General features: G+C 67.9%; 14 protein-coding genes and 1 pseudogene. 10 read left to right on the forward strand and 5 right to left on the reverse strand.

Annotated features, from left to right (window positions below; translation table 11 throughout):
* Positions 1-67 precede the first annotated feature (67 nt).
* Positions 68-952, reverse strand: a complete 885-nt coding sequence (locus tag ACL58G_RS17680) for a LysR family transcriptional regulator (protein WP_440962632.1) — start codon at positions 950-952, stop codon at positions 68-70.
* A gap of 109 nt (positions 953-1,061) precedes the next feature.
* Between ACL58G_RS17680 and ACL58G_RS17685 the strand changes: the two genes are divergently transcribed.
* Positions 1,062-1,802 carry an SDR family NAD(P)-dependent oxidoreductase gene (locus ACL58G_RS17685; protein ID WP_413385764.1) on the forward strand — a complete coding sequence of 247 codons (741 nt, stop codon included), beginning with the start codon at positions 1,062-1,064 and terminating at the stop codon, positions 1,800-1,802.
* A gap of 46 nt (positions 1,803-1,848) precedes the next feature.
* Here the strand turns inward: ACL58G_RS17685 and ACL58G_RS17690 are convergent, their stop codons facing one another.
* Positions 1,849-3,147 carry an NAD(P)/FAD-dependent oxidoreductase gene (locus tag ACL58G_RS17690; RefSeq protein ID WP_440962633.1) on the reverse strand — a complete coding sequence of 433 codons (1,299 nt, stop codon included), beginning with the start codon at positions 3,145-3,147 and terminating at the stop codon, positions 1,849-1,851.
* Positions 3,148-3,260: 113 nt separating this feature from the next.
* Positions 3,261-3,674, reverse strand: coding sequence for a hypothetical protein (locus ACL58G_RS17695; RefSeq protein WP_413339539.1), 414 nt, complete (start codon positions 3,672-3,674; stop codon positions 3,261-3,263).
* 106 nt (positions 3,675-3,780) lie between these two features.
* On the opposite strand from ACL58G_RS17695, the gene ACL58G_RS17700 reads away from it, so the two are divergent.
* Positions 3,781-4,713, forward strand: coding sequence for a LysR family transcriptional regulator (locus ACL58G_RS17700; protein WP_413385766.1), 933 nt, complete (start codon positions 3,781-3,783; stop codon positions 4,711-4,713).
* A 31-nt stretch (positions 4,714-4,744) separates the two neighbouring features.
* On the opposite strand, the pseudogene ACL58G_RS17705 reads toward ACL58G_RS17700, so the two are convergent.
* Positions 4,745-4,837, reverse strand: a pseudogene (locus tag ACL58G_RS17705) (PEP-CTERM sorting domain-containing protein); the annotation flags it as partial.
* 644 nt (positions 4,838-5,481) lie between these two features.
* Here ACL58G_RS17705 and ACL58G_RS17710 point away from each other — a divergent pair.
* The 3 genes from ACL58G_RS17710 to ACL58G_RS17720 all read left to right on the forward strand — a co-directional run bounded on the left by ACL58G_RS17710 (position 5,482) and on the right by ACL58G_RS17720 (position 8,594).
* The gene (locus ACL58G_RS17710) at positions 5,482-5,691 is read left to right on the forward strand and encodes a ParD-like family protein (RefSeq protein WP_105376928.1); all 210 of its coding nucleotides are present in this window, start codon (positions 5,482-5,484) and stop codon (positions 5,689-5,691) included.
* The gene (gene map / locus ACL58G_RS17715; RefSeq protein ID WP_413385767.1) at positions 5,688-6,455 is read left to right on the forward strand and encodes a type I methionyl aminopeptidase; all 768 of its coding nucleotides are present in this window, start codon (positions 5,688-5,690) and stop codon (positions 6,453-6,455) included. Before ACL58G_RS17710 ends, map begins: the two co-directional genes overlap by 4 nt.
* Positions 6,456-6,548: 93 nt before the next feature.
* On the forward strand, positions 6,549-8,594 hold the full coding sequence (locus ACL58G_RS17720) for a diguanylate cyclase (RefSeq protein ID WP_440962634.1): 2,046 nt from the start codon (positions 6,549-6,551) through the stop codon (positions 8,592-8,594).
* Positions 8,595-8,603: 9 nt separating this feature from the next.
* On the opposite strand, the gene ACL58G_RS17725 is transcribed toward ACL58G_RS17720, so the two are convergent.
* A complete protein-coding gene (locus ACL58G_RS17725; RefSeq protein ID WP_440962635.1) occupies positions 8,604-9,509 on the reverse strand; it encodes a LysR family transcriptional regulator in 906 nt (301 codons plus the stop codon).
* A 124-nt stretch (positions 9,510-9,633) separates the two neighbouring features.
* Here ACL58G_RS17725 and gcl point away from each other — a divergent pair, with 124 nt between their 5' ends.
* From gcl to pyk, 5 genes are all read left to right on the forward strand, one after another.
* Positions 9,634-11,403, forward strand: a complete 1,770-nt coding sequence (gcl, locus tag ACL58G_RS17730) for a glyoxylate carboligase (RefSeq protein ID WP_440962636.1) — start codon at positions 9,634-9,636, stop codon at positions 11,401-11,403.
* A gap of 15 nt (positions 11,404-11,418) precedes the next feature.
* Entirely contained in the window at positions 11,419-12,210 is a 792-nt protein-coding gene (hyi, locus tag ACL58G_RS17735; RefSeq protein WP_440962637.1) for a hydroxypyruvate isomerase, read from the forward strand.
* A gap of 24 nt (positions 12,211-12,234) precedes the next feature.
* On the forward strand, positions 12,235-13,131 hold the full coding sequence (locus tag ACL58G_RS17740; RefSeq protein WP_413385772.1) for a 2-hydroxy-3-oxopropionate reductase: 897 nt from the start codon (positions 12,235-12,237) through the stop codon (positions 13,129-13,131).
* A gap of 131 nt (positions 13,132-13,262) precedes the next feature.
* Positions 13,263-14,555, forward strand: a complete 1,293-nt coding sequence (locus ACL58G_RS17745; protein WP_440962638.1) for a glycerate kinase type-2 family protein — start codon at positions 13,263-13,265, stop codon at positions 14,553-14,555.
* Between the two features lie 168 nt (positions 14,556-14,723).
* Positions 14,724-16,154 (forward strand): pyruvate kinase, encoded by a 1,431-nt coding sequence (pyk, locus tag ACL58G_RS17750; protein WP_440962639.1) that lies wholly within the window; start codon positions 14,724-14,726, stop codon positions 16,152-16,154.
* The last annotated feature ends 48 nt before the right edge of the window (positions 16,155-16,202 follow it).

The raw sequence follows: 16,202 nt of genomic DNA on the forward strand, positions 1-16,202 counted from the left end.
CCCATGATATCTTTCGATCGATTCAGCAGCAAACCAAATTAGGATGGCAAGTATCCAGAAATTGAATTTATTGCGTCCGAAACGTCGGCAAAACCTCGTCCAGGAACAGTTGCAGCACAGGATTGTCGTGGTTGCGGCGATAAGTACATACCGTTTCGACGGGTTCGGTGGCCATCCGGCGCATGACGATGCCGTCGAATTTCAGGCGGGCGGCGCCTTCCGCGATGAGGGCGGCGCCGATTCCCGCGCGGACCAGCGCCAGCATCGTGTGCACCTGGCCGATGTGCTCGACGACGTCCGGCACGACGCCGGCGCGGGCGAAGCGCTCGCTGAGCATCTGGTAGAAGGGCCGCGCCTCGTACGGCGAATACATGACGAACGGCCGGCCGTGCAGGTCGGCCAGCGCGGGTTCCAGGGGCCACTGGTCGGCGTCGCGCTCGTGGATGGCCAGCATCAGGGATTCCGTTGCGATCAGCTGGCTGTCCAGGTCCGCACTGACGGGGTGCGGGCGCATCAGGCCCAGGTCCAGTTCGCCCGCGTTCAGCGCTTCCACCTGGGCCGTGCTGACCAGTTCCTTCAACGTCAGCGTCACGCCCGGCGACCGTTCGCGCAGGCGGCGCACGACTTCCGGCAGCAGGCTGTAGCCGGACGCGGACGTGAAGCCGATGGCGATGCTGCCCTGTTCGCCCTTCGCGGCGCGCCGGGCGGCAAACATCGCTTCCTCGGCGATCCGGAGGATGCGTGCCGCTTCCGGGAAAAACGCCTTGCCGGCGGCCGTCAGCCGGACCGTGCGGCTGTTGCGCTCCAGGAGCTGGGCGCCGACGTGGTGTTCCAGCAGGCGGATCTGGCGGCTCAGCGGGGGCTGCGTCATGTTCAGGCGCTCCGCGGCGCGGCTGAAATGCAATTCTTCGGCGACGGCGACGAAGCAGCGGAGCTGGCTGATCTCGAACATGGATGTCCTGGGCGGTGGTTGGGGCGAGCGCAATTATGACCGATGCGCCGCCCATCCGGCCGCCCGTGGTATCGTCGGGCAGTGTCAAGGACATGCAAGGAGGGACGTCATGGGTTTCGACCAGCGCATCGCCATCGTCACCGGCGCATCCGGCGGCATCGGCCGGGCCACCGTGCGGCGCCTGCTGCAGGGCGGGGCTGCCGTGATGCTCGCGGGCCTCCACCTGGACCGCCTCGACGCCACGCGCGCCGGCCTCGGCAAGGAATTCGACCCCGCGCGCATGGCCACCATCGCCTGCGACGTGGCGCGCGAAGACCAGGTCATTGCCGCCGTCGACGCGACGATCAGGCAGTTCGGCGGCTGGGACTACGTCGTCAACAACGCGGGCACGATGCTGTTCAAACCGATCGAGGAGCAGACGGAGCAGGACTGGCGCGGCATCCTCGACGTGGACCTGCTGGGCGCCTTCTTCTTCACCAAGCAGGCTTTCCTGCGCATGCGCCGGGGCGGCGCCATCGTCAACGTCTCCAGCGTCCACGCCGTCGAGACGGAACCCCTCGTCGCGCCGTATGCGGCGGCGAAGGCGGCGCTGCTGTCGCTCACGCGTTCGGCCGCGCTGGAAGGCAAGGCCAAGGGCATCCGCGTGAACGCCGTGCTGCCGGGCGCCGTCGACACGCCCATGCTGTGGGATAACCCGAACGTGAAGGCCGGCGTCGAAGTCATCGACAAGGCCGACGTCGGGGCGCCCGAGGACCTCGCTGCCGCCATCGCGTTCCTGCTCACGGACGAGGCCCGCTTCGTCGACGGCGCGTCGCTGCGGGTCGATGGCGCGCGGCTGGCGCGCCTGTAGCCGCGCCGCAAGCGGCAGGGTGGGCACCCCGTGCCCACGCGTAACGTTAATGCCAGCGGACGGGCATCAGCATCTTCGACCGGAACCAGCGCGCCAGCAGGTTGCCGCACATCCGCACCAGGCCCAGATGGCCCATCACGTGGCGCTGGTACGTGAGACCGTACATGGCCAGCGCGAACGGCCCTTTCACATGCAGGTGGCGGTTGCCGATCGCGCGGCGCAGGATGCCGACCGCGCCCGCCCGTCCCAGCGACACGAGCGTGCCGTAGTCGCGGTACTGGAAGCCCGGCAGCGTGTCCGGCGCCTTGTGCGCCAGCAGCGTCGCCAGGTAGATCGCCTGCTGGCGCGCGGCCTGGGCGCTGGGCGGGGCCATCGCCGTCTTGTCCGGATTGAGCAGGGTGCAGCAATCGCCCATCGCGTGGATCTCGGGATCGGTCACGCTGCGCAGCCGGCTGTCCACGACCACCTGGTCGTTGCGGTTCAGCGCCACGTTCAGGCCGGTGCTGAAGCGCGGACCCTTCACGCCGGCCGCCCACACGGTGATCGCGGCGGGGAACACGCGGCCGTCCGTCGTCGTCACTGCGTCCTCGCGCACTTCGGCGATGGCGGTGTCGGTGCAGATCTCGATGCCCATCGCGCGCAGCTTGCGTACGGCCAGGTTCGACGCCTCGGCGTCCAGCGACGGCAGCACCTGCGGCCCGCGCTCGACGATGCGGATGTGCACCTGGTGCGGCGACTCGAGACCCGCGAGGCCGTAGTGGGCCAGCGTGTCGACCGTGTGGCGCAGGTCCGCCGCGAGTTCGATGCCGGTCGGGCCGGCGCCGACGATGACGATGTCCAGCAGCGGCGCGCCGGCATCCGTGCGGGCATTGCGGCGCCGTCCCGCCTGGGCGCACAGGCCGAGGAATCGCTGGCGGAACGCTTCCGCGCCTTTCACGCCGTCGAGCGCCAGGCAGTGTTCCTGCGCGCCGGGGATGCCGAAGAAGTTCGTGACGGAGCCGTAGGCCAGCACGAGGCGTTCGTAATCGATGACGGTGCGGGCATCGGGCGCATCATCGAAACGGCTGCGCACGGTCAGGGTGCGGCGGGCGCGGTCGACGTCGACGACTTCGCCGCAGACGAACGTGAAGTGGTTGTCGATGGCCTGGCGCGCATAGTCGATCATGTGGTCGGCCGGGTCGATGGTGCCGGCGGCGACCGCGTGCAGCAGGGGTTTCCAGAAGTGGGTGGGGGCGCTGTCGATGAGGATCACGCGCTCCCGGTGGCGAGCGCCGAGGCGGCGTCCCAGGCGGGTGGCGAGTTCGAGGCCGGCGACGCCGCCTCCGACGATGACGATGGACTGCATGGTGTGCTCCCTTCTTTTTCGAATCGATGGGACACCGGGGGGAAGGCTCCCGGCGCCGCGCTGCGTTCGCGCATCCGGCGGGAGCAGCGCCCGCGGATGCCGGGAAGACTGCTTTAGTGGGCCATGGTCTGCATTGCTACCTTGCGCATGTCCTTGCGCAAAACGGTCGCCTTGGGCGTGCGTACGCCGATGCGCGCGGTGCGGGCGGCGGCGATGGCGCGCGGCGACGTCGTCACGGCCAGCGCGGCGTCGGGCTGTACGCCCAGCTGGTCCAGGACGACGGAATACGGGGCCTTGTGGCCGCGCGCTTCGAAATCGGCGCCCGTCAGCACGACGGAAAAGATGTGGTGCGCGGTGTCGCCGAAGCGGCGGCGCAGCTGTTCGCCCGCCTCCTGGTGCGGCAGTTCGGAGATCAGGGCGCACGGCAGGCCGTCTTCGATCGCCTGGTCCAGCAGGCGCTCGGCGTCGGCCGGGACGCCGGTGGAACGGAATGCGGATAAGTCGAAGATGAACGCTTGTGCCGTCATGATGATCTCCTTTTGCAGGTCGTTGTCGCTTGAATTGGTTTTACTATACGGCTGGGCGGGATAAAATAAAAATAAATCTTTTTTAGAATCCGATAAGGTATAGCTTATGTATCCAGCCAGCTTCAAACAACTGCAGGCGCTGATGCTCGTGGCGCGTCACCAGAGCGTGTCGCGCGCGGCCGAGGCGATGCACGTGACGCAGCCGGCCGTGTCGCTGCACCTGAAACTGCTGGAGGAAGCGGCCGGCGTGCCGCTCACGCGCCGCCAGGGCCGCAACATCCAGATGACCGCCGCGGGCGAGCTGCTGGTGGGGTACGCGGAACGCATCCTGGGCCTGTGGGAAGAGGCGGGCGACGAGATCGCGGCGCTGAAGGGCGTCACGTCCGGTACGCTGCGCATCGGCGCGGTGATGACGGCGGAGCACCTGCTGCCGCCGATGCTGGTGCGCTTCACGACGGGTCGTCCGCACGTGCGGATCAAGCTGCAGGTGGGCTCGCGCCCGGAGGTGATCGGCATGCTGTCGCGCGACGAGATCGACCTCGCCATCATGGGCACGCCGCCGCGCGAATTCCCGACGAGCGCGAGCCGCTTCGCGCGCCACCCGATGGCGTTCTTCGTCGCGCCCGGCCACGCGCTGCTGGAGAAGGAGAACGTGACGCTGGCCGACATCGCGGCCCACAACCTGCTCGTGCGCGAACGCGGCTCCGGCACGCGCGCGGCGATCGAGCGGCGCTACGAGGAAGAGGGCGTGGCCCTCGCGATCGGGTCCGAGTTGTCGAGCAACGAGGCGATCAAGCAGATGACGGCGGCGGGCCTCGGCGTCGCCTTCCTGTCCGTCCACGCGTGCACGCTGGAAGTGCGCAACCGGCTGCTGGCCGTGCTGCCGGTGCCCGGCGTCGTCGTGCAGGGCGAATGGCATGTGATGCACAAGGCGGCGCGCGCGATTCCGACGGTGGCCGCGTCGTTCCACGAATTCATGGTGGAGCACGGCCAGCAGGTCATTTCGGACGAGCTGGAAAACATCGCGTGGCGAACCTGAATCCTTGGGCCGCCACGCGCGGCACCGGCGCTCAGCGCGCTGATTTGCGGCGAGCCGCGGCCAGGCCGGCGAGGCCCAGTCCGAGCAGCGTCAGGCTGGCCGGCTCGGGCACCTGGGCGACGTCGAAGTCGACGTTGTCGATGGCGATATAGCCATTCGAGGGCGCGCCGGAGAAGGTGACGGACGTGACGTTTTTCAGATTCGCAAACTGGTAGCTCTGGTAAGCATTGCCGAGCGAGATCGTGTCGGTGCCGTTGAGCGTCAGGTCGAACGCGTTCACCGACGTGTACCAGCTCAGCCCCGCGTCGAATCCATTGAGGGTGAAGGTGCCGCCGCCGGTCCTGGTGATGGTCACCGTGGCGTCGAGGCCGTAGATGAGGTTGTCGGTGCCGTTGTCGGCCTTGCCGCCGCCGGGCGTCCAGAACGTAGGCGAACCCGCCCGAGGACGTGAACGTCAGCCCGCCGGTGGACACCGGCAGTGTCGGCGTACCCGCCTGGTCGTCGAAGGTGATGACGGTCGCCTGCGCCTGGCTTGCGCCGAACGCCAGGAACAGCATTGCACCGATGAGTTTCAGAGAAGTGGTTTTCATGTCAGTCCTTAAGGTTTATTGGTATTGACGGACATAAAGCAACATTGATGCCACTTGATAATAATCAATGAGTTACAGCAATTAATGTTGTCGCCTGTAAGTTTTTCCGACACCGCTTGCGGTATTGCGCGGCCAGAATATATACTCCATATATGGAACGTATATGAAAGGTATGGGCATGGGCATCGTAAACATCGAAGACGAGCTGCACGACCAGATCCGCAAGGCGAGCACCGTGTCGTGCCGCTCGATCAACGCGCAGGCCGCGTTCTGGGTCCGCATCGGCATGCTGTGCGAACTGCATCCTACGCAGAGCTTCAACGAGATCATGGCGCGCGAGCTGAGGGCGGCGGGCGTCGTGCCGCAGGCGCTCAAGGTGGCGTCATGACGAAGCGGCCGGAGGAAGTCGCGCTGATGGCGGCGGCGGGCAAGCTGCTGGCGGACGTCTTCGCGCAGCTCGACCGGCTCGATCTCGCCGGCATGTCGACGATGCAGGTGAACGACCTGGTCGACGACTTCATCGTGAACACGCTGGGCGCGCGTCCGGCCAGCAAGGGCCAGTACGGCTATGCGTTCGCGCTGAATGCGTCACGCAATGACGTCGTGTGCCACGGCGTGCCGTCGCCGGCGGACGTCCTGCAAAGCGGCGACATCGTGAACTTCGACATCACGCTGGAAAAGAACGGCTACATCGCCGACTCCAGCAAGACCTACCTGGTCGGCGCCGTGGCGGCGCCGGCGCAGAAGCTCGTGCGGGTGACGTACGAGGCGATGTGGCAGGGCATCCGCGCCGTGCGTCCCGGCGCGCGGCTGGGCGACGTGGGCCATGCCATCGAACGGCATGCGCGCCGCCACGGCTATGCGGTCGTGCGCGAGTACTGCGGCCACGGCATCGGGCGCGAGATGCACGAGCCGCCGCAGGTGCTGCACTGGGGCCGCCCGCAGACGGGCCTCGTGCTGCGCGAAGGGATGGTGTTCACGATCGAGCCGATGCTCAACGCGGGCCGCTCCGCCGTGCGCACCGGGGACGACGGCTGGACGGTGCGTACGTGCGATGGGGCCTTGTCGGCGCAGTTCGAGCACACCGTCGCCGTGACGCGCAGCGGCGTGCGCGTGCTGACCTTGCGCGCCGGCGAAAAGATGCCCGTCTAACACGTTTCCGTGGGTCAATAGATACGTCACAACTTGATTTGTGGAATCTGACGTTTCCTGATGTTACTATTCGGGACTACGTGTGGAGGAAGCATGGTTGTGCGCCGGATATTATTGGGCCTGCTGCTCGTCTGCCAGGCGGCCGTGGCCCGGTCCGGCGACGTGCATGAAGACTTTACCCGCGACTTGACCGTGATCCGGGAAGAAGCGTACGTCATGCCGCGCGCGGCATTGGAGCGGCTGGATGCGCTGCGGCAGGGGCACACCGGCCGCGAACTGGGCCAGGTTCTCGTCGTGACCAGCCGCGCTTATTGGTGGATGAAGGACAAGAACCGGGCCGTCGATGCGGCCCTTGGGGCCGAACGGCTCGGCCGCGAGCTTCACGACGACGATTTGCTGGCGAGGGCGATGCTGGGCCACGCGTATGCCTTGTCGATGTTCGTGCACGACCAGGAAGCCGCGCGCCGGCTGATCCAGGGCGCTGCCCGGCTCGCGGCCGACTCCGCCGACCCCTACTTGAAAACCCAGGCACTCGTCACGCAGGGATTGCTGGCGGAAGAGGACGGGGACACGGCGGGCGGCATCGAATTCGTAACCCGTGCGGTGGACGTCGCGCGGGCCGGGGCCGATCCGGACGCCCTGCAAATGGCGTTGCGCGAACAGGCGCGCCTGCTGGCCATCGTGGGGAAGACCACGGAGGCGCTTGCCCGCACCGACGAGATGATCGCCACCGCACGGGCGCGCGGCATCGCCGGCCAGCTCGCGCATGCGCGCCTGTCCGAATATGGGACGGCCGCGCGCGCGGGCAACCTGAAGCGTGCCGAAGCCGCGCTGAAAGCCGCGGTCGACATCCTGGAACAACTCCATGCGCGGGAGAGGCTGGCGGTGCCGCTGGCGAATCTGGCGGAGCTCTACATGCAGAGCCGGCGCTTCGGCGAAGCGGAACGGGCGGCCGTGGCGGCGCTGCGCATCTCGCGCGCCGTCGGCGACGACTACGGCATCCAGCTCGCCTCGTTCGAACTCGGCCTCACCCGGATCTACTTCCGCAACATCGCCGAAGGAAGGGCCATGGCGGACAAGGCGCTCGAGGCGCTGAAGAACGACGACCAGTACGTCCGCATGCTGCTCAACTACGGCCATGCGCTGGGCCAGGTCGGTTTTGGCGAGGCGGCGTTGACGATCTACGAGAAAGCCGGTTCCGTATCGCTGGCCGCGTGGCGCAAGGAAAAGCAGTTGTCTTATGAAGCGTTGCAGCGGGCCTGGGACAACCAGAAGAAGCAGAGCGAACTCGCCGCGCTCCACCACGAGAGCGTGTTGAAGGCCGCGGAGCTGCAGAACGCCCGGCGCCAGCGGAGCCTGTGGGTGGCGCTGTGCGCGACGACCTGCATCGCCGTCGTCCTGATCGGCTTCCTGTACCGGCGCGTGGCAAAGGCGAACAAGTCGCTGCGGCAGAAGAACGACCAGCTGTTCCTGCAAAGTACGCGCGATTCGCTGACGGGGCTCTTCAACCGTCACTACTTCTACGAACAGGTCGTGCCCCATCACCACCGCAAGGCGGGCGCCGCGTCCGAACGGCGCGCCGGCGCGGAAGGGCGCACGGGCGGCGTGTTCCTGCTGATGGACATCGACCGCTTCAAGTCCATCAACGACACGCTGGGCCATGGCGCGGGCGACGTCGTGCTGAAGAACGTGGCCGCGCGCCTGGCTGCCACGCTGCGCGAACAGGATGTGCTGGTGCGCTGGGGCGGCGAGGAATTCCTCGCCTACCTGCCGGGCATCGGTACGGACGAAGCGCGCCAGGTGTGCGCGCGCGTGCTGGCGGCCGTGGGCGGCGCGCCGGTCGCGCTGGACGACCGCGCGCTGGACGTGACGATCTCCATCGGCTTCTGCCCCAAGTCCCTGCATCCGGGCGACGTCGATCCGGACTGGGAGCAACTGGTCCATCTCGCCGACCTGTGCCTGTACGCGGCCAAGCAGGGCGGGCGTAACCGGGCGGTGGGGATCCTGGACGCCGCCGTGCTGGCGCCGCACGTGATCGCCGCGGCGGATGCGGACCTGAAGCGGGCGGCGGCAGACGGCGTGCTCGCGCTCGCGACCGTCATGGGGCCGGCCGCGCCGCCGGTCCGTGCGGCCGCCTGACCGTCGGCGTCAGGACTCCCAGTACCCCGCCGTGTTGTACACCGCCTTCAGGTGATCGATGAAGTGCCGGATCTTCGCCGGCAGGTAGCGCTGCTGCGGGAACACGGCCTGGATCGGATAATTCCCGACCGCGTATTCATCCAGCACCGTCACGAGCTCTCCCCGTTTCAGTTCGGCCTGGATCTCCCACGTGGAGCGCCAGCCGATGCCCAGTCCCTGTTTCACCCAGTCGAACAGCAGCTCGCCGTCGTTGCAGGCGAGGTCGCCGTCCACACGCACGGCGAACAGCTTGCCGTCGCGCTGGAACGTCCAGCCGCGCTGCTGGCCGCCCTGCAGGTTGAAGGCGAGGCAGTTGTGGCGCGCGAGATCTTCCGGCGCGCGCGGCACGCCGTTGCGCTCGAAGTAGTCGGGCGTGCCGCACACGACGCGCCGGTTGGGGAAGAGCGGAATCGCCACGTAGTTCGGGTCCGTCACCTCGCCGATGCGGATCGACATGTCGTAGCCTTCGCGCACGAGGTCGACGACGCTGTCCGTGAAGTTGAACGACATCTTGAGTTCCGTGTGGATGGCGCGGAAGGCCGGCGCGTGCGGCGCCACGTGCTTGCGCCCGAACGCCGCCGGCGCCGACACGACCAGGTGGCCGCGCACCGTGCTGCGGCCCGCGCTGATGCTGTTTTCCGTGATGTCGAAATCGCGCAGCAGCTGGCGGCACGGTTCGATGAATTGTTCGCCCAGCGCCGTCAACGTGAGGCCGCGCGTCGAGCGGTGCATCAGGCGCACGCCGAGGCGTTGTTCCAGGGCGTCCAGGCGCCGGCCCATGACGACGGGCGTCACGCCTTCCGCCAGCGCGGCGCCGGCGAAACTGCCCTTCTCGGTGATGAGTACGAAGCTGCGTATTTCGGTGTAGCGGTCCATGCCTTTTATCCCATTCAATACTTAAAGTATCGACAGAGCCGATAATAGCAGCAATTCAACTTGCTGCGGGTTATGGCTATGCTGGGTCATCAGTCCAAGACTAACCATAGCAACGGAGGAGAACATGGCCCGAATGAGAGCAATCGACGCAGCGGCGGAAGTGCTGCGCAAGGAAGGTGTGAGTACGGTGTTCGGCGTGCCCGGCGCCGCGATCAACCCGTTTTACTCGGCGATGAAGAAGAACGGCGGCTTCGAGCACGTGCTCGCCCGCCACGTGGAAGGCGCCTCGCACATGGCCGAGGGCTATACCCGCGCCAAGGCCGGCAACATCGGCGTGTGCATCGGCACGTCGGGTCCGGCCGGCACCGACATGATCACGGGCCTGTACTCCGCCTGGGCCGATTCGATACCTATCCTATGCATTACGGGCCAGGCACCCCGTGCCCGCCTGTACAAGGAAGACTTCCAGGCCGTCGACATCGAGTCGATCGCCAAGCCGGTCACCAAGTGGGCCGTCACCGTGCGCGAGCCGGACCTGCTGCCGCGCGTCGTCCAGCAGGCCTTCCACCTGATGCGCTCCGGCCGCCCGGGCCCCGTGCTGATCGACCTGCCGTTCGACGTGCAGGTGGCCGAGATCGAATTCGACGTCGACACCTACGAACCGCTGCCGGTGTATAAACCCGCCGCGACCCGCGCCCAGGCCGAGAAGGCGCTGGCGATGCTGAACGCGGCCGAGCGTCCGCTGATCGTCTGCGGCGGTGGCGTGATCAATGCCGACGCCGCCGCGCGCCTGCAGGAATTCGCGGAGATCGTCGGCGTGCCGGTGATTCCCACCTTGATGGGCTGGGGCGCGATCCCCGACGACCACCCGCTGATGGCCGGCATGGTCGGCCTGCAGACGTCGCACCGCTACGGCAACGCGACGATGCTCGAATCCGACTTCGTGATCGGCATCGGCAACCGCTGGGCGAACCGCCACACGGGTTCCGTCGACGTCTACAAGAAGGGCCGCAAGTTCGTCCACATCGACATCGAACCCACGCAGATCGGCCGCGTGTTCGGGCCGGACCTGGGCATCGTCTCCGACGCGGGCGCCGCGCTGGACCTGCTGATCGACGTGGCCCGCGGCATGGCATCCATCGGCGGCCTGCCGGACAGGAGCGGCTGGGCGGCGCAGTGCCAGGAACGCAAGCGCACGATGCTGCGCAAGACGCACTTCGAGAACAACCCGATCAAGCCGCAGCGCGTGTACGAAGAGATGAACCGCGCCTTCGGCAAGGACACGACGTACGTCAGCACGATCGGCCTGTCGCAGATCGCCGCCGCGCAGTTCCTGCACGTGTACAAGGAGCGCAACTGGATCAACTGCGGCCAGGCGGGTCCTCTGGGCTGGACCGTGCCGGCCGCACTGGGCGTCGTCGCGTCCGGCGCCAAGACGGACGTCGTCGCGATCTCGGGCGACTACGACTTCCAGTTCATGATCGAGGAACTGGCCGTCGGCGCGCAATTCAAGCTGCCGTACCTGCACGTCGTCGTGAACAACGCCTACCTCGGCCTGATCCGCCAGGCGCAGCGCGGCTTCGACATGGATTACTGCGTCCAGCTGGCGTTCGAGAACATCAACGCGCCGGACCTCGGCGCCTACGGTGTCGACCACGTGGCCGTGGCCGAAGGCCTGGGCTGCAAGGCGATCCGCGTGCGCCAGGTCGACGACATCCAGCCGGCGTTCGCCGAGGCGCGCCGCCTGATGAACGAGCACCGCGTGCCGGTGATCGTCGAGATCATCCTGGAGCGCGTGACCAACATCGCGATGGGCCTGGAGATCGACGCCATCAACGAATTCGAACCGCTGGCCGACCATCCGGGCGATGCCCCGACCGCGATTCGCGTCTGAAGCAAGGAGAAAGACATGCCGAGATTTGCTGCCAACCTGACGATGCTGTTCAACGAACTGCCGTTCCTCGAACGCTTCGAAGCGGCGCGCGACGCGGGGTTCAAGGGCGTCGAATACCTGTTCCCGTACGGGTTCGAAAAGGAAGCGCTGGCGGAACGCCTGCAGGAATTCGGCCTGACGCAGGTCCTGCACAACCTGCCGGCCGGCGACTGGGAAAAAGGCGAGCGCGGCATCGCCGTGCTGCCGGGCCGCGAGGCCGAGTTCCGCGAAGGCGTCGCCCGCGCCATCGACTACGCGAAAGCGCTGAACTGCCGCCAGGTGAACTGCCTGGTGGGCATCGCGCCCGCCGGCGTCGACGAAGGCACGCTGCGCCGCACCGTCGTCGAGAACCTGCGCTACGCGGCGACGCAGCTGAAGCAGGCCGGTGTCAAGCTGCTGATCGAACCGATCAACACGTACGACATCCCGGGCTTCTACCTGAACACGACGCGGCAGGCGCTCGATCTGATCGACTCGGTGGGCGCGGACAACCTGTTCGTCCAGTACGACGTCTACCACGCCCAGCGCACGGAAGGCGAGCTGGCGAAGACGGTCGAGAAGCACCTGGCCCGCATCGCGCACATCCAGGTCGCGGACAACCCCGGCCGCAACGAGCCGGGCACGGGCGAGATCAATTATCCGTTCCTGTTCAGGCACCTCGACCGCATCGGCTACGACGGCTGGATCGGCTGCGAGTACAAGCCGGCCGCGGACACCCGCGCGGGCCTGGACTGGATCGCCGCATTGGGCCCGAAACTGGCTGGTTAATCAATTCAAGCAAGGAGACACATCATGGCAAACATCGGATTCATCGGTCTGGGCATCATGGGTGCCCCGATGGCGGGACACCTCATCAACGACGGCCACACGCTGTTCACCAACACCGTCGGCCCGACCCCGTCGGCCCTCGTCGAAGCGGGCGCCCGCGTGTGCCTGAACGGCGCCGAAGTGGCGGCGCAGGCGGACATCATCTTCATCATGGTCCCGGACACCCCGCAGGTGGACGAGGTCCTGTTCGGCAAGGACGGTGTCGCGTCGGCTCTGTCGGCCGGCAAGATCGTCGTCGACATGAGCTCGATCTCCCCGGTCGCCACGAAGGATTTCGCCAAGCGCATCAACGCGCTGGGCTGCGAATACCTGGATGCGCCGGTGTCGGGCGGCGAAGTGGGCGCCAAGGCTGCGAGCCTGACCATCATGGTCGGCGGCAGCGAGGCGGCGTTCGCGCAAGTGAAGCCGCTGTTCGACAAGATGGGCAAGAACATCACGCTCGTCGGCGGCAACGGCGACGGCCAGATCACCAAGGTCGCCAACCAGATCATCGTCGCGCTGACGATCGAAGCGGTCGGCGAGGCGCTGCTGCTGGCCGCCAGGGCCGGTGCCGATCCGGCCCGCGTCCGCGAGGCGCTGATGGGCGGTTTCGCGAACTCGCGCATCCTCGAAGTGCATGGCGAACGGATGGTCAAGCGCACGTTCGCGCCGGGCTTCCGCATCGACCTGCACCGCAAGGACCTGAACCTGGCGCTGACCACCGGCCGCCAGCTGGGCGTGGCGCTGCCGAACACCGCCACCGCGCAGGAACTGTTCAACACCTGCGCCGCGCACGAGGGCGGCAGCTGGGACCACTCCGCGATGGTGCGTGCTCTGGAGATCATGTCGAATTTCGAGATCGGCCAACGCACGCCGACGTGACGCGAACGCTACGCTTGGGCGCGCGGCGCCCACCCTACGATTCGACGCCGACGTAGGGTGGGCACCCCGTGCCCACGTTGCGAGCAGCCGCTCATCCGAGGCGGCACCCGGGAACCAAACAGGAGACTTTGATGACCACGATGACCCCACGCGAACTGCTGGCCAGCATGTTCACCGCCGCCGTCGGCGCGGCCCAGCCCGCGTTGTGCATCCCGCGCAACCTGCCGGCGCCGCCGAAAGGCCGCACGGTGGTGATCGGCGCCGGCAAGGCGTCCGCCGCGATGGCGCAGGCGCTGGAGCGCAGCTGGCCCGGGCCCCTGTCGGGCCTCGTCGTCACGCGCTACGGCTATGCCGTGCCGTGCGAACGCATCGAGATCGTCGAAGCCGCCCATCCGGTCCCCGACGCCGCCGGCCGCGAAGCCGCCCAGCGCATGCTGCGCACGGTGCGCGGCCTGTCGGCGGACGACCTCGTGATCTGCCTGATCTCCGGCGGCGGTTCCGCGCTGCTGCCGCTGCCGGGCGAGGGCGTCACGCTGGAAGACAAGCAGGCGATCAACCGCGCGCTGCTCGCTTCCGGCGCCAGCATCACCGAAATGAACTGCGTGCGCCGCCACCTGTCCGCCATCAAGGGCGGCCGGCTGGCCGCGGCCTGCCATCCGGCGCGCGTGGTCAACCTGCTGATTTCCGACGTCCCGGGCGACAATCCGATGGACATCGCCTCCGGTCCCACCGTGGCCGACCCGACGACCTGCGCGGATGCGCTGGAAGTCGTGCGCCGCTACGGCATCGACCTGCCTGCGGGCGCGCGCCGCCTGCTCGAATCCGGCGACGGCGAGACGATCAAGCCGGGCAACCGGCGCCTGGAACACGTCGAAACGCACATCGTCGCGTCGCCGCAGATGGCGCTGGAAGCCGCGGCGGACGTTGCCCGCCAGGCCGGCGTGACGCCGCTGATCCTCGGCGACAGCATCGAGGGCGAGGCGCGCGACGTGGCCAAGGTCATGGCCGGCATCGCCCTGCAGGCGCGCCGCCACGGCCAGCCGGTGGCGGGGCCGTGCGTGCTGCTGTCCGGCGGCGAGACGACGGTCACCCTCCGCGGCAACGGCCGCGGCGGCCGCAACGTCGAATTCCTGCTGGCGCTCGCCGTTGCGCTGGACGGTGCGCCGGACATCCACGCGCTGGCTGGGGACACGGACGGCGTCGACGGCGCGGAGGAAATCGCCGGCGCGTTCGTCACGCCGGACACGCTGGCCCGCGGCTGGGAACGCGGCCTGCCGCCGCGCGCGAGCCTCGAGAACAACGATGCGCACACCTTCTTCCGTGCGCTGGGCGATTCCCTCGTCACGGGGCCCACCTTGACCAACGTGAACGATTTCCGCGCGATCTACGTGGCTCAATCAGTCGGGGTCAGAGCCCACCCGTGAACACCGGGCTCTGACCCCGAGAAAAGAGAAAGTCTTCCCTTTAACGGGTGCGCCGCGGCGGCGGCGTACCCGTTTTTTTTCCGCCTAGTCAGTCGGGGTCAGAGCCCACCCGTGAAAACCGGGCTCTGACCCCGAGAGTAAACTGACCCCGAGAGTAAAGGACTCACCATGCTACGCCAACGCCGTGCCCGTATTCTTGCCACCCTCGGCCCCTCCAGTTCCACCCCCGACCAGATCTACGCGCTGGCGCTTGCCGGCGCCGACGTCTTCCGTTTGAACTTCAGCCACGGCAGCCACGACGACCACGCCGCGCGCTACAACATCATCCGCAGCGTCGAACGCGACATCGGCCGTCCCATCGGCGTGCTGATGGACTTGCAGGGACCGAAGCTGCGCGTCGGCCGCATGGCCGGCGGCAAGGCGATGCTCGAAACGGGCAGCCGCTTCCGCCTCGACCTCGACGCGACGGAGGGCGACGCGACCCGTGCCGGCATGCCGCATCCGGAAATCTTCGCCGCGCTGCGCCCCGGCACCGACCTGCTGCTGGACGACGGCAAGCTGCGCCTGCGCGTGGACGCCTGCGGTGCCGACTTCGCCGAGACGACCGTGATGGCGGGCGGCGCGCTGTCCGACCGCAAGGGCGTCAACGTGCCCGGCGTCGTACTGCCGATCTCCCCGCTGACGACGAAGGACCGCGCCGACCTCGCGTTCGGCCTGGATCTCGGCGTGGACTGGGTCGCGCTGTCGTTCGTGCAGCGCCCCGAGGACATCGTCGAGGCGAGGAGCCTGATCGGCGACCGTGCGTGGATCATGGCCAAGCTGGAAAAGCCGGCCGCCATCGACGCGCTGGACGGCATCGTGGCGCTTTCCGACGGCATCATGGTGGCGCGCGGCGACCTGGGCGTGGAACTCCCGCCCCAGCAGGTGCCCGTGCTGCAGCGCCGGATGGTGCACGCTGCGCGCGCGGCCGGCCGCCCCGTCGTCGTCGCCACGCAGATGCTGGAATCGATGACGACGGCGCCGGTGCCGACGCGCGCCGAGGTGTCGGACGTCGCCACCGCCATCTACGAAGGTGCGGATGCCGTGATGCTGTCGGCCGAATCGGCGTCCGGCCAGTACCCGGTGCAATCGGTCGCGGTGATGGACAACGTGATCCGCGAAGTGGAGCAGGATCCGCGCTGGCGCGAAGGCCTGGACGCGAGCCACAAGCCGGCCGACAAGACGACCGCGGACGCCATCTGCTGCGCGCTGCGCCGCGTGACGAACCTGCTGGCGCCCGCCGCCACCGTCACGTACACCGCAAGCGGCGCGACGTGCCTGCGCGCGAGCCGCGAGCGTCCCACCGCGCCGATCCTCGCGCTCACGCCGAAGATGGCCATCGCGCGCCGCCTCGCGCTCGTGTGGGGCGTGCATCCGGTGCCGTTCGAGGAAGCGGAAGGCTTCGACCGCATGGTGGCGGACGGCGTCGCGGCCGCGCGCTTCCACGGCCTGGCCGATGCGGGCGACGACGTCGTCGTGGTGGCGGGCTTCCCGTCCGGGCGGCCGGGCCGCACGAACCTGCTGCACGTCGTGCGCGTGGGCGAGGAGCCGGTCGTGTGACTATGTGCGCATCTTCCGCCATGGTGGCTCTGGTAACGTAGCGCTTCC

The sequence above is a fragment of the Massilia sp. GER05 genome, assembly GCF_052056005.1.
GTDB classification, from domain to species: domain Bacteria; phylum Pseudomonadota; class Gammaproteobacteria; order Burkholderiales; family Burkholderiaceae_D; genus Telluria; species Telluria orientalis.